Source organism: Paracoccus hibiscisoli, from assembly GCF_005048265.1.
Lineage (GTDB): Bacteria > Pseudomonadota > Alphaproteobacteria > Rhodobacterales > Rhodobacteraceae > Paracoccus > Paracoccus hibiscisoli.
Window position 1 is genome coordinate 1 of record NZ_SUNH01000015.1, and the last position, 16697, is coordinate 16697.

Below are 16697 nucleotides of genomic sequence, written 5' to 3' on the forward strand. Positions count from 1 at the left end.
GCCAGGGACCGTGGCGCAATATGCAGGATCTGGAAATGGCCACCCTCGGAAGGGTCGATTGGTTCAACAACAAGCGCCTGCTTGGCCCGATCGGAAACATCCCGCCAGCAGAGGCAGAACTGAACTTTCAAGTTCAGCGCGACATGCTCGATCTTGTCGCGTAAAGTCAAGCTATAGGTCTCCGATAAATCCGGGGCGATTCAGTCTTCCTGTCCGCCTTATTGACGAGCTGGGTCACGGCAAACTTGCTTGTGCGGTCAATGCCGACGAACAAAAACAGTTTGCCTTCAGCGGTCTGCGCCTCGGCGATGTCGATGTGAAAAACGCCGATGAGGTAGCGTTTGAACTTCTGCCGCTTCGGCTTGTCGCCTTCCACGTCAAGCAGTCGAGAGATACCGTGACGCGTGCCGGGCACCGATGCAGCGCCGAGCGTGTCAGGTGCGGGATGGATGGCTGCAGAGCATAGAGGCGTTCTGCGCTACCAACGATCCCCCGGATCGTTTGCTTCACGCTTGAACTCCAGCGGCAGCAGCGCGTGCCGCCGGAAAGCCACGATGGTCGCTTCCTCGGCCTCGGTCAGGATCGTCGAACGCGGTTCTCTCGGCCCGGTCTTGAGATCGTCGACCGTTTGTCGCTTGCGCCATTTCGCAATCGTCTTCTGGCTCGTCGGGAAAACGATTCACTGGATCGTTTTCTGATCCTCCTCACTCCCCAACTCCCGACTCAGAGTCGCGAGCGAAGCTTGCGATCATTCGGGCCAGGCCCTCGGACCGATGGCGGGCCGGCCCTCGTTATTGCAGCTCTGACGGCGTGCGTGGTCGTGGCGCTTCCGTGACGAACCTGACCCATAATGCATCCTTCCATTCCTCAGAAAGGATCGCACCATCAAACCGTGGGATCAAACAACTAGATATTTCTGACTTACCTTCCTGCCAGAAATGCTCTTGGCGTGGCGTAGATCGTCGCACCAGAGGGCGATGTCTTCAGGGGTCACCTTGCGGGCATCATCATGGCCAACGAATGTGCGCAGAGAGTCCAGCTTCTGTCGGAAGTCTCGGGCGGTCCTCTCGGGTTTCCCGTTGGCGAGGTGATCGCGTTCCCAGAGCTTGAACGCTTCGGTGATCGAGAAGTCAGCCGGGGAGGGTATCTGTTCGGGCACTTTGGTGGGGACCCATGCGGGGAACCTCTCGACCAGCTGGTCGGGGCGGAAGTCTCCTTGAGACCGGCGATGCTGGAAGTCGACCCATTCTTTGGCCACAATGTGCATCTGTCCGATGAGCCGACCGCGGCTGTAGTCATCGGCGTTCAGCCCCGCCTTGAGTAGCAGTCGGCCCGCATCGTCGCCATAATATTTGGCCAGTCCCTCAGGCGTGGCATCGGGCACCGACGACTTCTCCCGCAGGATTGCCCATAGCTGCGGTTCCCCCGGCTCTTGTTCAACCATCGTGTCGAGTACACGACGCCACTCACCAGCAAGGGCCACGAGTTGCGCGAAAGGTATCATGCCCGGGCCTGAGCGCATGGCCTGCCACTCTTGCTGCAATTCCTCATAGCGAAGGGCGAACCGACGCTTTGCTTCTGCCGGGTCTTTTGTGCGGAGGGATTCTTCCAGGACCGGGCGGGCCCCGGAGCGCACCAGATCGGATGGTGACCGGACTGTCAGATAGTAAACGCCGGTCTTAGGATGCTTGATCGGACTGGGCATTCGGAGGGCCATGTATGCCACTTCTGTATACCACCGAGGGGGCTTCAAGCCTCTGAACTAGCACAAGTTTTTTATGTTATTCAAAAAAAGTGGTGCTGTGAGAGAGGATTGAACTCTCGACCTCACCCTTACCAAGGGTGTGCTCTACCACTGAGCTACCACAGCAACGTGAGGCGGCGTTTAGACAAAGGCCGCAGAGGGTGCAAGGGGGTCCGTGCGATTTTTCGGCATTTTGGCGAATGACCGCGCGCGGCGCGTGCGTTTGCTGGACGAGCGGCGCGCGCGGCGCTAACAGATCAGCCATGACCGACCGTGACCCGGACAAGACACAGGCCCAGAGCCGCGACGAACGCCTCCGCCAGGCGCTGCGGGCGAATCTGGCGCGGCGCAAGCAGCAGGCCCGCGCCCGCGCCGGCACGGGCGGAGCAGGCACGGACGGAACCGACAACAAGACCACCCCGGACGCGGGCGGCGAGACAGGCAAGGACAGCTGATGGACCAGATCATCGTCACCGGGAACGGCCCCCTCAAGGGAGAGATCCCAATCGCCGGCGCCAAGAACGCCTGCCTGACGCTGATGCCCGCGACGCTGCTGACGGATCAGCCGCTGACGCTGACCAACGCGCCGCGCCTGTCCGACATCCGCACCATGACCGCGCTGCTGGGATCGCTTGGGGCCGAGGTCGCCAGCCTGCAGGAGGGTCAGGTCCTGGCGCTGTCCAGCCATGCGATGACCAGCCACCGCGCGGAATACGACATCGTGCGCAAGATGCGCGCCTCGATTCTGGTGCTGGGGCCGATGCTGGCGCGCGACGGCGTGGCCGAGGTGTCGCTGCCCGGCGGCTGCGCGATCGGCGCGCGACCCGTCGACCTGCATCTGCGCGCGCTGGAGGCGATGGGCGCGACGCTGGACCTGTGCGAGGGCTATGTGCATGCCAAGGCGCCGTCGGGGGGCCTCAAGGGCGCGGTCTTCGAATTCCCGGTCGTGTCGGTGGGCGCCACCGAGAACGCGCTGATGGCCGCCACCCTGGCACGCGGCACGACCGTCCTGAAGAACGCCGCGCGCGAGCCCGAGATCGTCGATCTGGCCCGCTGCCTGCGCGCGATGGGCGCGCAGATCGAGGGCGAGGGCACCGGCACGATCATCATCCACGGCGTCCAGGCGCTGCACGGGGCGACGCATCCGGTGGTCACCGACCGGATCGAGCTGGGCACCTATATGCTGGCGCCCGCCATGTGCGGCGGCGAGGTCGAGCTGCTGGGCGGCCGGATCGAGCTGCTGGCGGCGTTCTGCGAAAAGCTGGACGAGGCCGGGATCAGCGTCGAGGAGACGCCGCGCGGCCTCAAGGTCGCGCGCAAGAATGGCCGCGTGCGCGCCGTGAACGTGCGGACCGAGCCCTTCCCCGGTTTCCCCACCGACCTGCAGGCGCAGTTCATGGCGCTGATGTGCACCGCCGACGGCACATCGGTGCTGGAGGAGACGATCTTTGAGAACCGCTTCATGCATGCGCCCGAGCTGACCCGCATGGGCGCGCAGATCGAGGTCCATGGCGGCCACGCCACCGTCACCGGGGTCGAGAGCCTGCGCGGGGCGCCCGTGATGGCCACCGACCTGCGCGCATCCGTCAGCCTGATCCTGGCCGGAATGGCCGCGCAGGGCACCACCACCGTCAGCCGCGTCTATCACCTGGATCGCGGATACGAGCATGTCGTGCGCAAGCTGCGCGGCGTGGGCGCCCATATCGAACGCGTGAAAGAGGAGGCCGCATGACAGGCGACGCCCGCTTTTCCGATGCCGACCCCCGTCCCCTGGCCCTGAAGGCCGAGGATGAGGTCGACCTGCGCATCCTGTCCTCGCTGTTGCAGGACGCGGTGCTGACCGGGTCCGACATCAGCCACGACCCCAGGGCGCGGCGGCTGGCGCTGCTGGTCACGCGTTTCCGGTGGGAGGACGCCGCCGAGGCCCAGACCGAGGGCCGCGCGTTCGAGCGTGTCCGTTCGGTCCTGGTGATCGGCGACGTGATGCGGGTGGTCAGCGACGGCGTGGGTCGCGATGCGGACACCGTCCTGTCGCTGCTGGCGATCCGCTGGCAGCCGGGCGAGGACGGCACCGGCCGCCTGTCGCTGGATTTCGCCGGCGACGGCACGATCCTGGCTGAGGTCGAGTGCATCAACCTGGACCTGCGCGACGTGACGCGGCCCCATGCCGCCGTGTCGGGCAAGGCGCCGCGGCACCCGGACTAGGACGCGCCCGGCGTTTCGGGCAGAGGACAGACCCGCGGCATCCTGTCCGCGCCCCGGTGCTTGAGGCGGCCAGGGGTGCGGGGTAGGCCCGCGCGGGAACCAAGGGGAATGATGATGCCGGTTTTTCTGAACATCGCGGATGCGGATTTCGAGCAGGGCTTTGCGGCCATGCTGGGCGCCAAGCGCGAGGATTCGACCGATGTGAACGACGCGGTCACCGCCATCATCCGCGATGTGCGCGACCGGGGCGACGCGGCCCTGTGCGACCTGACGGCGCGGTTCGACCGGTTGCAGCTGACCCCCGCGACCCTGCGCTTTTCCCCCGAGGAGATCGCCGAGCAGGTGGCCCGCGTCACGCCTGAGGACCGCGCCGCCCTGGCCCTGGCCGCGGAACGCATCCGCGCCTATCACGCCCGCCAGATGCCCGAGGATGCCTCCTGGACCGACCCCGAGGGCGCGACCTTGGGCTGGCGATGGAGCGCGGTTTCGGCCGCGGGCCTTTATGTGCCGGGCGGGCAGGCGGCCTATCCCTCCAGCGTGCTGATGAACGCGATCCCGGCGCGGGTGGCCGGGGTGGAACGGCTGGTCATCTGCGTGCCGACGCCCGACGGGGTGATCAACCCGCTGGTCCTGCTTGCGGCGCAGCTGTCCGGGGTGGACGAGATCTATCGCATCGGCGGCGCACAAGCGGTGGCGGCGCTGGCCTATGGCACCGATACCATCGCGCCGGTGGACAAGATCACCGGGCCGGGCAACGCCTATGTCGCGGCGGCCAAGCGGCAGGTCTTTGGCCGCGTGGGCATCGACATGATCGCGGGGCCGTCCGAGGTTCTGGTGATTGCCGACGGTGATCAGAATCCCGACTGGCTGGCCTGGGACCTGCTGGCGCAGGCCGAACATGATGCCGACGCGCAGTCGATCCTGATCACCACCGATCCGACCATGGCGCAGGCGGTGGCGGCGGCGGTCGAGCGCATCATCCCGACGCTGGACCGCGCGGCCATCGCGGGCGCCAGCTGGCGCGATTACGGGACGGTGATCGTGGTCGATGATCTGGACCGGGCCGCCGCCCTGTCGAACCGCATCGCGCCTGAGCATCTGGAGCTGTGCGTGGCCGACCCCGACGCCTTGGCCGCCAAATGCATCCATGCCGGCGCAATCTTTCTGGGCGCGCATACGCCCGAGGCGGTGGGTGACTATGTCAGCGGGCCGAATCACGTCCTGCCCACGGCCCGGTCGGCGCGGTTCAGTTCCGGCCTGTCGGTGATGGATTTCCTGAAACGCACGACCATGGCGCGGCTGACGCCGGGGGCATTGGCCGCGATTGGCCCCGCCGCGGTGCGCCTGGCCGCATCCGAGGGCTTGCAGGCGCATGGCGCTTCGGTTCAGGCTCGGCTTGGGACCTTGAACGAAAGGCTGCCGGAATGAGCCGCATCACCCGGATCGAGATCGACGACAGCGCCATCGCCCCCGCCACCCCCGAGATGGAGCAGGAGCGGCGCGTCGCGATCTTTGATCTGATCGAGGATAACAGCTTTGCCGTGCCTGGCCGCGACGGGGGGGCGGCGCCCGACGGCCCCTTCGTGCTGGAGCTGTGCATCCGCGAGGGGCGGCTGGTCTTTGACGTCACCACCGAGGACGCGACCAAGGTGGCCGAGTTCCACCTGTCGCTTGGCCCCTTCCGGCAGGTGGTCAAGGATTACTTCCAGATCTGCCAAAGCTATTTCGACGCGGTCAAGCGCCTGCCCCCCGCCCAGATCGAGGCGATCGACATGGCCCGGCGCGGCATCCACAATGAGGGCGCACGCACCCTGCAGGAGCGGTTGGAGGGCAAGGCCAGCCTGGACATCGACACCGCGCGCCGCCTGTTCACGCTGATCTGTGCGCTGATCCCGCAGGGCTGAACCGATGGCGCAGGACAAGATCCCCTCATCGGTCCTGTTCTGCTGCGATCACAATGCCATCCGCTCTCCCATGGCGGAGGGCATGATGAAGCGGTTCTATGGCCGCGCGGCCTATGTCCAGTCCGCCGGGGTCAAGAATGACCTGGAGGTGGACGGATTCGCCATTGCCGTCTGCGACGAGATCGGCGTGCCCATCGCCAACCACCGCAGCCGCAGCTTTGAGGAAATGCAGGACTGGGGCGACGATCTGAGCCAGTTCGACCTGATCGTCGCCCTGTCGCCCGCCAGTCAGCGCATGGCGCTGGAGATGACGCGCCATGCGCATCTGGAGGTCGAATACTGGCCCATCATGGACCCGACCGGCTTGGCCGAGGGCCGCGAGGCGCGCCTGGCCGCCTATCGCCAGACCCGCGACCAGATCGAGGCCCGGATGCGCGACCGCTTTGGCCCGCCCCACGCGGATAAGGCCTAGCGGCGCCAGTGGCGCGGCACGTCCCACAGGGGGCGGGCGATCTCGGCCTCGACATCGTCGCGGGTCAGGCCGATGTCGCGCAGATGATCATCCGACAGGCGCGACAGGTCGATGCGGGTGCGGCGGACGTCCAGCATGGTCAGCAGACGCTCCAGCCAGGGCTTGCGCGGGATGATCCCGTGGCCGGTGACGACGCGCAGAAGGGCGGTGGATCGGGCAGACATGGTTCAACTCCGCTGATGGAACGTATCACGAAATCAGATGTATCAGTCATCGTTCATCTGATATGTTGATTGGTATCGCCTTCCGGGTTATCTGTGAAACGAATGGTTTTGATGCAACCCATCACCGGAACTGAAGGATCGACCCATGCGCAACCTGGATATCGGCACGTTGCGATCGCTGCAGGCGGTGGCCGAATACGGCGCCGTCACCCGCGCCGCCGAGGCGCTGAACATGACCCAGAGCGCGCTGTCCATGCAGATGCGGCGGCTGGAGGATCTGTTCGGCCGCCCCATGCTGGACAAGGCCGGGCGCGGCGTCGTGCTGTCGGATTTCGCCCAGGATCTGCTGGGGGAAAGCCGCAAGATGGTGGCGCTGAACGACGCGATCCTGTCGCGCTTTACCGGGGCGCGGCCCGACATGCGGCTGCGGGTGGGTCTGACCAGCGACTGGCTGTTCACCAAGGTGGCCCAGACCGTGCGCGCCTTTCGCCGCGACCATCCCCAGGTCGAGCTGGTGATCAACGACGCCCGCAGCAAGGACCTGCGCGCCCAGATGAAGCGCGGAGAGCATGACGTGATCCTGACCACCGAATTCGACGCGCCCCCCGGCGCGATCCATCTGGCCAAGGTCGATCTGGCCTGGTTCGGGGCCACCGGCGGGCAGGCCTGGTCGGAACGCCCGCTGCCGATCGCGAATTCGCCGCATTGCGCCTATTACCCGGTCGGCATGGCCGCGCTGGATCAGGCGGGCATCGAATGGGTTCAGGTCGTCGGAGAGGGCGGCAGCGATACCTGGCGCGTGCTGGCCGCCGCCGATCTGGGGGTGACGCTGCTGCCGCGTGGCATCCAGCAGCCGGGGCTGGAGGTTCTGGATCACGGCGGCGCGCTGCCGCCGCTGCCGCCGACCTGGCTGAACGTCTATGTCGCCGAAGGGCCGGCCCGCCAGGTGGCCGCCGATTTCGCGGGCTATCTGCGCCAGGTCGTCTGCGAGGTCGCCGCCGCCGCCTGATGCCGACAATTCGACCGATGGGGCGGCTTGACGTCGCGCCCGGCGATCTGCGACCCATAGTGTGTCTCAGAAGGATGCGGCGCGATGGACGACCTGACCCGACTGGCCATCCGGCATGACACCGACAAGTTCGGGTTGCATGACTACACGCCGGTCTATGACGCCCTGTTCGGCCCGTGGCGCGACAGGCCGGTGCGGGTGCTGGAAATCGGCGTCGGCGGCTCTGGGCATGCCGATCACGGCGGCGGGTCGCTGGCGATGTGGCGCGACTATTTTCCCAGGGCCGGATCGTCGGGCTGGATCTGGCGCCCAAGCAGCTGGATCTGGGCCCGCGCGTCAGCATCCGCAAGGGCGCGCAGGCCGACCCCACGGTCATCGCCGCCCTGATCGCGCAGGAAGGGCCGTTCGACATCATCATCGACGATGGCAGCCACCGTCCCGATGACGTGTTGGCCTCGTGGCGGCTGCTGGGGCAGGCGCTGGTGCCCGGCGGGATCTATGTTGTCGAGGATGTGCAGACCGCCTTCATGACGGCACTCGGCGGCTCGGCCGATCTGTCCGCGCCGAACCATCTGGCGGCGCTGCGCGATCTGGCCCTCGACCTGGGCGCGGGTCGCCTGGTCGAACCGGCACTCCAACGGATCGAACGCCATCACAACCTGATCGTCCTGGTCGCGGCGGATGGCCCTGCGCCCGATCTGATGCAGGCGCCTGATGCGCTGCGGGCCGCGGCGGCGGGACAGGGGGCGTTGTGGCAGGGCGGTGGCGGGACGGGCGCGCCGATCGTCGCGCTGCCCGTCGATCGTCTGAGCAGCGACGCGGCCCTGACCCAGGCCCTGCAGGGGCGTGCCGATGGCGAGGCGCTGGTCTTTCCCTGGCCCGAGGACACGGATCTTCTGCGCCGTCTCTTTGTCCAGATCGACCATCACGAGATCGCGGCCATCACGCCCGGCAGCCCGATCCTGGCTGCGGCGGCGCGGGTGCTGTCGCTGGTGATCGTGCCGGGCGGCGTGATGGTCGTGCAGGGGCCCAATGATTTTCCGTCGATCCATGCCTATCACCTGAGGTCGCGGCGGGCCATTCTGGCGCAGCATTGGGTCCAGACCGTCCTGCTGGACCCGGAGACGCAGCCCAGCCAGGGGCAGTTGCTGGGCCTGCTGGACCGGGCGCTGCTCTATGGCCGGCCGGGCAGCAGCGGACCGATTCAGCGGCGCCTGGCGGAGATCGGCTCCGATGACGCCGGAGGGCTGCAGCTGCAGATCCTGGCGGCGGGACGGGGCGGCGATTGGGGTCCGGTCGCCACCGTGGCGCTGGCCTGCGCGGCGCGCAGCGCGGATGCCGTCATGTCCGACGGCTATCGTCTGGTTGCGGCATGGGCCTAGGCGCGGGCCGGATCATGGTCCGAACTGGCGACCTATCTGGGCACCGATGCCGCCCCCGAGGAGCTGACCCTGATCCTGACCGCGCGCGCCCACGCGACCCCGACGCCCGAGGACGGAGCCGAGGCCGAGGCGCTGACCGGAATGGTCCGCGCGGCCCGGCGCGACCTGCGCGAGGCGCGCAAGCCGCAGCCGGCCTGAGGTCAGACGACCACACCGGCCCCTTCGGTCGCGGGCCCGGCGACGGCACGGAAGGCCGCGAACAGTTCGCGGCCCATGCCCTCTTGGCTGTCCGAGGCGTCGTGGACCGCGGGGGTGCGGCTGTCGAAATCCGCCTCCAGGCATTCCAGCGTGCCGTGGGCGGCGTCCAGGCGCACCATGTCGCCGTCGCGCAGCCGCGCCAGCGGGCCGCCCATCGCGGCCTCGGGGGACACATGGATCGCGGCGGGCACCTTGCCCGAAGCACCCGACATGCGCCCGTCGGTGACCAGCGCGACCTTGAGGCCCCGATCCTGCAGCACGGCCAGCGTCGGCGTCAGCGAATGCAGTTCCGGCATGCCATTGGCGCGCGGCCCCTGGAAGCGGACGACGACGATCGTGTCCTCGGTGAACTCACCGGCGCGAAAGGCGGTCTTGACCGATTCCTGGTCCTGGAACACGCGGGCGCGGGCCTCGATCAGATGGCGTTCGGGGGCGACGGCGCTGATCTTAATGACGCCGCGGCCCAGATTGCCCTGCAGCTGCTTCAGGCCGCCGGACGCCGCGAACGGATCGCTGGCGGGGCGCAGGATGCGGTCGTTCAGCGTGGCGCGCGCGCCATCCTCCCACCGGATGGCGTCGCCGTCCAGCTTGGGTTCGCGGACATAGCTGTCCAGCCCCGACCCGGTGATCGTCTTGACGTCCGGGTGCAGCAGGCCGGCCTCCAGCAGCTGCCCGATCATGTAGCCCAGGCCCCCCGCCGCGTGGAAATGGTTCACGTCGGCCAGCCCGTTGGGATAGACCCGCGCCATCAGCGGCACGTTTTCCGACAGGTCGTGGAAGTCGGCGATGTCGATGATGACGCCCGCCGCCCGCGCCATCGCGGGCAGGTGCAGGACCAGGTTCGTGGACCCACCCGTGGCCATCAGGCCCACGATGCCGTTCACGAAGGCGCGTTCGTCCAGGACCTCTCCGGCGGGGGTGTATTCGTTGCCCAGGTTGGTGATCTGCGCGGCGCGCTGGACGGCGGCCATGGTCAGCGCCTCGCGCAGCGGCGTGTTCGGGTTCACGAAGCTGGAGCCGGGCAGGTGCAGGCCCATGAACTCCATCAGCATCTGGTTGGTGTTCGCGGTGCCGTAGAAGGTGCAGGTGCCCGCCGCATGATAGCTGGCCATCTCGGCCCGCATCAGCTCGTCGCGGCCGACCTCGCCCGTGGCGAATTGCTGGCGGACCTTGGATTTCTCGTCATTGGGCAGGCCCGAGGGCATCGGTCCGGCGGGCACGAACACTGCCGGGATATGCCCGAAGGTCGCGGCGGCGATGATCAGCCCCGGCACGATCTTGTCGCAGACGCCCAGATACAGCGCCGAATCGAAACAGTCATGCGACAGCGCCACCCCCGCCGCCAGCGCGATCACGTCGCGGGAAAACAGCGACAGCTCCATCCCCGGACGGCCCTGGGTCACGCCGTCGCACATGGCGGGCACGCCGCCCGCGACCTGCACTGTGGCCCCCGCCGCGCGACCGGCAGCCCGGATCACGTCCGGGTAGCGTTCGAACGGCTGATGCGCCGACAGCATGTCGTTATAGGCCGTCACGATCCCGATATTGGGTTTGCGCGTGGTGGCCATGTCGGTCTTGTCGTCCATCGCGGCATAGGCATGGGCCTGATTGCCGCAGGACAGATGCGCGCGGGCCGGGCCGTCCTGCGCCGCGCGGGCGATCTTGGACAGATAGGCGCTGCGGCTGTCATGGGACCGTTCGCGGATGCGGTCGGTGACGCGGTCGATCATGGCGTGAAGGGTCATGGGGGCCTCCTCTGGCTTTGCGGCACTATACGCCGTTAGCGTTAACGGTTCAACCATTGCCGGCACAGGCTTGTGCGCGGGGGTGGGGCGTGTCAGATCGACCGCAAAAGGAGTTTTGCCATGAGCGAACTGCACCCCGCCGACGACCATTCCGACCAGCCGGTCACCCATCCGAACGACCGCGCCGTGATCCGGTTGCGCCCGAAATCCAAGCCGCAGGCGATCCGCCACGGCTTTCCCTGGGTCTTTGCCGATGAGGCCGTGCTGGACCGCCGCACCAAGGCGCTGCCCCCCGGCGGCCTGGCCGTTCTGGAGGATGCCGAGCGTCAGCCCCTGGGCCTGGTGACCGTGAACCCGGTCAGCAAGATCATTGCCCGCGTGATGGACACCGATCCGGGCGCGGTGATCGACGGCGCCTGGCTGCGCGCCCGCTTGACCCGTGCGCTGCAGATGCGGGCGCGAATCTATGACGAGCCGTTCTACCGCCTGGTCCATGCCGAGGCCGACGGCCTGCCGGGTCTGGTCATCGACCGCTTTGGCGATGCGGCGGTGATCCAGCCCAACGCGGCCTGGGCCGATGGGATGGTCGAGGAGATCGCCGACGCGCTGATCGACGTGACCGGCGTCACGACCGTCGTCGTGAACGGGCAGGGCCGGTCGCGCGGCCTGGAGGGGCTGGCCGAACGGCTTGAGGTCATCCGCGGCACCGCCCCTGAGGCGCCCGTGCAGGTGCGCATGAACGGCGCGACCTATCTGGCCGATCTGATGGGCGGGCAAAAGACCGGCCTGTTCTTTGACCAGCGCCCGAACCACGCATTCACACAGACCCTGGTCGATGGCGGCGAGGTTCTGGACGTGTTCAGCCATGTCGGCGGCTTTGGCCTGGCGGCCCTGGCGGCGGGCGCGGATCGCGCGCTGTGCATCGACGGCAGCGCACCGGCGCTGGAGCTGGCGCGCGGCGGGGCGGCGGCGATGGGCGCCACCGACCGGCTGGAGACGCGGCAATCCGACGCCTTTGACGCGCTGGAGGCGCTGGCCGCCGAGGGGCGGACCTTTGACGTGGTGGTCTGCGACCCGCCGGCCTTTGCGCCCTCCAAGCCCGCGCTGGAAAAGGGTCTGCGCGCCTATGAGCGTGTGGCCAAGATGGCCGCGCCTCTGGTCGCACCGGGTGGTTATCTGGTGCTGTGCAGCTGTTCGCACGCGGCCGATCTGACCGCCTTCCGCAATGCCAGCGCACGCGGCATCGGGCGCGGCGGGCGGCGGTCGGTCCTGATCCATACCGGTCAGGCGGGCCCCGACCATCCGACCCTGCCGCAGCTGGCTGAGACGGGCTATCTCAAGGCGCTGTTCTTTCGGCTGGACTGATGCGCGCGGTTCTGGACGCCAACGTCCTTTTCCCCACCATCCTGCGCGAGATCTTGACGGATCTGGCGCAGCCGGGCCTTTATGACGCGCTGTGGTCAGACCGCATCCTGGAGGAATGGCACCGCGCCGCCGCCCGCATCGGCCCCGATGCGGCCAGTGTCGCGGGGGCCGAGATCGCCCTGCTGCGCCTGCGGTTTCCGCAGGCGGTCCAGCCCGATGACGGCCAGCGGGCGATCGACCTGGACTTTCCCGACCCCGCCGACCGGCATGTGGTCGAGGCCGCGCTGGCCGGGGGCGCGTCCCTGATCATCACCGCCAATCTGCGCGATTTTCCGCAGCGGATGATGGCCGGGCTGGGCCTGCGTGCCACCCATCCCGACGCCTTCCTGCTGGATCTGCACCGCATCGACCCGCAGGCGGTCCTGCGCGCCCTGCACGCCGCCCGCGACAGGGCAGAGGCCGCAGGCGGTGCCATGAGCCTGGCCGAAATGCTGAAACGCTGCCGCCTTCCGCGGCTTGCGCGTGCAGTGAAAGGTTGAACGGCATTGCTGTTATCGCTAACAAGGGGTAAGGCGGACGCCACCCAACAGGAGGACAGCATGGTCTCTCGTGTCATTCCGGTCGATGACTTCGACCTTGTGATCTTTGGCGCCACGGGCGATTTGGCGCATCGCAAGATCCTGCCCGGTCTGTTCCGGCGCTTCAAGGCCGGGCAGATCCCGGCCAGCAGCCAGATCATCGGCGCCGCGCGCACCGAGCAGGACGATGACGGCTTTCGCGCCGAGGCCGAAAAGGCCATCTGCGAATTCGGCGGCGCGAGGAAGGGCGATGCCGATCTGGCCGAATTCCTGGCGCTGCTGGGCTATGTCGCGATCGACGCCAAGGGCGAGGGCGGCTGGCAGGCGCTCAAGGACCGGATGCGCAAGGGCGCGGTCCATGCGTTCTATTTCTCGGTCGCGCCGGCGCTGTTCGGCGACATCGCGGAAAGGCTGGCGGGCCATGGCATCGCCGATGATGACAGCCGCATCGTGGTCGAAAAGCCGTTCGGCCGCGACCTGGCCAGCGCGCGCGCGCTGAATGCCACGCTGGCGCAGCATTTCACCGAACAGCAGATCTATCGGATCGACCACTACCTGGGCAAGGAGACCGTCCAGAACCTGATGGCCGTGCGCTTCGCGAACGTGTTGTTCGAGCCGCTGTGGAACGCGCAATATGTCGACCACGTCCAGATCACCGTGGCCGAGACCGTTGGCGTGGCCGGGCGCGGCAGCTATTACGACAAGTCCGGGGCGATCCGGGACATGGTCCAGAACCACATGATGCAGCTTCTGTGCCTGATCGCGATGGAGCCGCCCTATCACTTCGACCCCGATGCCGTGCGCGACGAAAAGCTGAAGGTGATCCGCGCGCTGGAGCCGCTGGAGCCTGCCGACATTGTCCGCGGCCAGTATCAGGGCGAGGGCAGCGACTATCTGACCGATGCCGAGGACCGCGATTCGCGCACCGAAAGCTATGTCGCGATGAAGGTGCGCATCTCCAACTGGCGCTGGCAGGGCACGCCCTTCTATCTGCGCACCGGCAAGAAGCTGCGCGCCCGCACCAGTGAGATCGCGATCACTTTCAAGGAACCGCCGCATTCGATCTTTGACGACAGCGGCGTGCCCAAGGCCAACGAACTGGTCATCCGCCTGCAGCCGAACGAGGGCATGAACCTCAAGGTGATGATCAAGGAGCCGGGGCCGGGCGGCATGCGCCTGGTTCAGGTGCCGCTGGACATGTCCTTTGCCGACGCCCTGGGGCCTGAGGGGGCGGACATGCCCGACGCCTACGAGCGGCTGATCATGGACGTGATCCGCGGCAACCAGACCCTGTTCATGCGCGGCGACGAGGTCGAGGCGGCCTGGGCCTGGACCGACCCGATCATCAAGTCCTGGGAGGAGGGCAAGCGCCGTCCCGAACCCTATGACAGCGGATCTTCGGGCCCCGAGGAGGCGTTGCGCCTGATGCACCGCGACAACCGCCGGTGGAGGGAGATCAGGGCATGATGGATTTCAAGGAATACCCGGACCGCGAGATGCTGGCCTTGTCGCTGGCCGATCGCATCGCGTCCCAGCTGGCGCAGCACCTGCGCGGCAACGACCGCGCGACGCTGTGCGTGCCAGGCGGCACGTCGCCCGCGCCGGTCTTCGAGACGCTGTCGGGCGCGGATCTGGACTGGTCCCGCGTGACCGTGGTCCTGGGCGATGAGCGGTGGGTGGACGGCGATCATAAGCGCTCGAACAGTCGACTGCTGCGGCGGCATCTGCTCAAGGACAAGGCGGCGGCGGCGGATTACATCGACCTCTATACCGGCGACGCCTCGCCCGATCTGGCGACCGAGGGGCTGGCCGCACGGCTGGTGTCGCATCTGCCGCTGACGGTGGTGCTGCTGGGCATGGGCAACGACATGCACACCGCCAGCCTGTTCCCCGGCGCCGACCATCTGGAGGCCGCGATGGCGCCGGACGCGGCCCCCGTCATGGCGATCCGCGCCGAGGGCGCCGAGGAGCCGCGCATCACCCTGACGCGCCCCGTGCTGGCCGATGCGCTGAACATCCACGTCCTGATCATGGGCCCCGAAAAGCGCGAGGCGCTGGACCGCGCGCAGAAATCGGACCCGATGGACGCGCCGATCCGCGCCTTTCTTGACCAAGCCACCGTCCATTGGGCGGAATGAGGGACTGACCATGACCGAACTCTGGACCCGCCTTCAGGATCACCGCAAGGCCCAAGGGTCGGCCCGGATCGAGGATCTGTTCGACGCCGACCGCGCCACCGCGTTCCGCGTGCAGGCCGACGGGCTGACCTTCGACTATTCCAAGACGATGATCGACGCGGGCGCGCGCGACCTGCTGCTGCAGCTGGCCGCCCCCGTGGCCGCCCGCCGCGACGCCATGTTCGCGGGCGACAGGATCAACGAGACCGAGGGCCGCGCCGTCCTGCACACCGCGCTGCGCAACCTGCAGGGCAACGTCACCGTCGACGGCCAGGACGTGATGCCCGCCGTCCGCGACACCCATGCGCGCATGTCGGCCTTTGCCGCCAGCATCCGCGACGGCAGCATCGCGGGGCAGGGCGGTCGCTTTACCGATGTGGTCAATATCGGCATCGGCGGATCGGACCTGGGACCGGCGATGGCCGTACTGGCGTTGGCGCCCTATCACGACGGGCCGCGCACGCATTTCGTCAGCAATGTCGACGGCGCGGATATCGCCGACGCGCTCAAGGGGCTGGACCCGGCGACGACGCTGGTGATCGTGGCCTCCAAGACCTTCACCACCATCGAGACGATGACCAACGCCCAGACCGCCCGCGACTGGATGGCCAAGGCGGTCGCCGATCCGGGCGCGCAGTTCGTGGCCCTGTCCTCGGCCAAGGCCAAGGCCGGCGATTTCGGCATCGACGAGGCGCGGGTCTTTGGCTTTGAGGATTGGGTCGGCGGGCGCTATTCGGTCTGGGGCCCGATCGGGCTGTCGCTGATGCTGGCGGTCGGGCCGCAGGCGTTCGATCAGTTCCTGGCCGGGGCCGCCGCGATGGATGCGCATTTCCGCGATGCCCCCCCGGCGCAGAACCTGCCGGTGATGCTGGCCCTGACCGGCATCTGGCACCACCAGATCTGCGGCTATCCGACCCGTGCGGTGCTGCCCTATGACAACCGCCTGATGCGCCTGCCCGCCTATCTGCAACAGCTGGAGATGGAATCGAACGGCAAGCGCGTGGCGATGGACGGCAGCGACCTGTCGGTCGTCTCGGGCCCCGTGGTCTGGGGCGAACCCGGCACCAATGGCCAGCACGCCTTCTATCAGCTGATCCACCAGGGCACGATGCCGGTCCCGTGCGAGTTCATCCTGGCCGCGCGCGGGCACGAGCCCGACCTGGCCCATCACCACATCCTGCTGGCCGCGAACTGCCTGGCGCAATCCGAGGCGCTGATGCGCGGCCGCAGCTTGGACGAGGCGCGCGCCCTGATGGCCGCCAAGGGGCTGGAGGGGGCCGAGCTGGACCGCCAGGCCCGCCACCGCGTGTTCCCCGGCAACCGCCCCTCCACCACGCTGCTGATGGAGCAGCTGACGCCCTTTGCCCTGGGCCAGATCGTGGCGCTGTACGAACACCGGGTGTTCGTGGAGGGCGTGATCCTGGGCATCAACAGCTTTGACCAATGGGGGGTCGAGCTGGGCAAGGAGCTGGCGCTCAAGGTCGAGCCGCTGCTGAAGGGTGAGGACGCGCCGGGGCACGACCCCTCGACCGAGGCGCTGGCCGCGCTGATCCGGCAGATGCGCGGCTGAACCCGCCGCCGCGACCCCCGAAGGCCGCCCCTGTGCATCGGGGCGGCTTTTCCTTTTCGCCCTG

General features: G+C 67.8%; 16 protein-coding genes, 1 tRNA gene and 2 pseudogenes. 14 read left to right on the forward strand and 5 right to left on the reverse strand.

The genetic code is table 11. From position 1 onward, the window contains the following. Window positions 1-164, forward strand: a pseudogene (locus FA740_RS11345) (IS3 family transposase); the annotation flags it as partial. Window positions 165-208: 44 nt separating this feature from the next. On the opposite strand, the pseudogene FA740_RS11350 reads toward FA740_RS11345, so the two are convergent. The 3 genes and pseudogenes from FA740_RS11350 to FA740_RS11360 all read right to left on the reverse strand — a co-directional run. After that, window positions 209-849: pseudogene (locus FA740_RS11350) on the reverse strand (transposase family protein); the annotation flags it as partial. Between the two features lie 49 nt (window positions 850-898). Continuing rightward, a complete protein-coding gene (locus FA740_RS11355) occupies window positions 899-1705 on the reverse strand; it encodes a DUF6538 domain-containing protein (protein WP_136856896.1) in 807 nt (268 codons plus the stop codon). 90 nt (window positions 1706-1795) lie between these two features. Then, a tRNA-Thr gene (locus tag FA740_RS11360) sits at window positions 1796-1870 on the reverse strand. A 137-nt stretch (window positions 1871-2007) separates the two neighbouring features. Here FA740_RS11360 and FA740_RS11365 point away from each other — a divergent pair. From FA740_RS11365 to FA740_RS11390, 6 genes are all read left to right on the forward strand, one after another. Further along, window positions 2008-2199 (forward strand): hypothetical protein, encoded by a 192-nt coding sequence (locus tag FA740_RS11365; RefSeq protein ID WP_136856897.1) that lies wholly within the window; start codon window positions 2008-2010, stop codon window positions 2197-2199. Continuing rightward, complete coding sequence (murA, locus tag FA740_RS11370) at window positions 2199-3476, forward strand: UDP-N-acetylglucosamine 1-carboxyvinyltransferase (protein ID WP_136856898.1); 1278 nt, start codon at window positions 2199-2201, stop codon at window positions 3474-3476. Before FA740_RS11365 ends, murA begins: the two co-directional genes overlap by 1 nt. Further along, the gene (locus FA740_RS11375; protein WP_136856899.1) at window positions 3473-3949 is read left to right on the forward strand and encodes a DUF2948 family protein; all 477 of its coding nucleotides are present in this window, start codon (window positions 3473-3475) and stop codon (window positions 3947-3949) included. The genes murA and FA740_RS11375 overlap by 4 nt, the downstream gene beginning before the upstream one ends. 114 nt (window positions 3950-4063) lie before the next feature. Beyond that, window positions 4064-5377, forward strand: coding sequence for a histidinol dehydrogenase (hisD, locus tag FA740_RS11380; protein ID WP_136856900.1), 1314 nt, complete (start codon window positions 4064-4066; stop codon window positions 5375-5377). Next, the gene (locus FA740_RS11385; RefSeq protein WP_136856901.1) at window positions 5374-5853 is read left to right on the forward strand and encodes a UPF0262 family protein; all 480 of its coding nucleotides are present in this window, start codon (window positions 5374-5376) and stop codon (window positions 5851-5853) included. Before hisD ends, FA740_RS11385 begins: the two co-directional genes overlap by 4 nt. A 4-nt stretch (window positions 5854-5857) precedes the next feature. After that, window positions 5858-6325 (forward strand): arsenate-mycothiol transferase ArsC, encoded by a 468-nt coding sequence (locus FA740_RS11390; RefSeq protein WP_136856902.1) that lies wholly within the window; start codon window positions 5858-5860, stop codon window positions 6323-6325. Here FA740_RS11390 and FA740_RS11395 read toward each other — a convergent pair. Beyond that, complete coding sequence (locus FA740_RS11395; protein WP_136856903.1) at window positions 6322-6549, reverse strand: DUF1127 domain-containing protein; 228 nt, start codon at window positions 6547-6549, stop codon at window positions 6322-6324. The two genes, FA740_RS11390 and FA740_RS11395, sit on opposite strands and share 4 nt — an antisense overlap. A gap of 145 nt (window positions 6550-6694) precedes the next feature. Between FA740_RS11395 and FA740_RS11400 the strand changes: the two genes are divergently transcribed. Both FA740_RS11400 and FA740_RS11405 read left to right on the forward strand, forming a co-directional pair. Continuing rightward, the gene (locus FA740_RS11400) at window positions 6695-7558 is read left to right on the forward strand and encodes a LysR family transcriptional regulator (protein ID WP_136856904.1); all 864 of its coding nucleotides are present in this window, start codon (window positions 6695-6697) and stop codon (window positions 7556-7558) included. A gap of 260 nt (window positions 7559-7818) precedes the next feature. After that, complete coding sequence (locus FA740_RS11405) at window positions 7819-8940, forward strand: class I SAM-dependent methyltransferase (RefSeq protein ID WP_136856905.1); 1122 nt, start codon at window positions 7819-7821, stop codon at window positions 8938-8940. A 200-nt stretch (window positions 8941-9140) separates the two neighbouring features. Here the strand turns inward: FA740_RS11405 and edd are convergent, their stop codons facing one another. Further along, window positions 9141-10943, reverse strand: a complete 1803-nt coding sequence (gene edd / locus FA740_RS11410; RefSeq protein ID WP_136856906.1) for a phosphogluconate dehydratase — start codon at window positions 10941-10943, stop codon at window positions 9141-9143. A gap of 120 nt (window positions 10944-11063) precedes the next feature. On the opposite strand from edd, the gene FA740_RS11415 reads away from it, so the two are divergent. From FA740_RS11415 to pgi, 5 genes are read left to right on the forward strand one after another with little or no spacing between them, the layout of a single operon-like run. Next, the gene (locus FA740_RS11415; protein ID WP_136856907.1) at window positions 11064-12308 is read left to right on the forward strand and encodes an RSP_2647 family RNA methyltransferase; all 1245 of its coding nucleotides are present in this window, start codon (window positions 11064-11066) and stop codon (window positions 12306-12308) included. After that, a complete protein-coding gene (locus FA740_RS11420; protein ID WP_136856908.1) occupies window positions 12308-12847 on the forward strand; it encodes an RSP_2648 family PIN domain-containing protein in 540 nt (179 codons plus the stop codon). The genes FA740_RS11415 and FA740_RS11420 overlap by 1 nt, the downstream gene beginning before the upstream one ends. 60 nt (window positions 12848-12907) lie before the next feature. Continuing rightward, entirely contained in the window at window positions 12908-14353 is a 1446-nt protein-coding gene (gene zwf, locus FA740_RS11425; RefSeq protein ID WP_136856909.1) for a glucose-6-phosphate dehydrogenase, read from the forward strand. Next, window positions 14353-15024 (forward strand): 6-phosphogluconolactonase, encoded by a 672-nt coding sequence (gene pgl, locus FA740_RS11430; RefSeq protein WP_136857003.1) that lies wholly within the window; start codon window positions 14353-14355, stop codon window positions 15022-15024. Before zwf ends, pgl begins: the two co-directional genes overlap by 1 nt. 10 nt (window positions 15025-15034) lie before the next feature. Further along, on the forward strand, window positions 15035-16633 hold the full coding sequence (pgi, locus tag FA740_RS11435) for a glucose-6-phosphate isomerase (protein ID WP_136856910.1): 1599 nt from the start codon (window positions 15035-15037) through the stop codon (window positions 16631-16633). Window positions 16634-16697 lie beyond the last annotated feature (64 nt).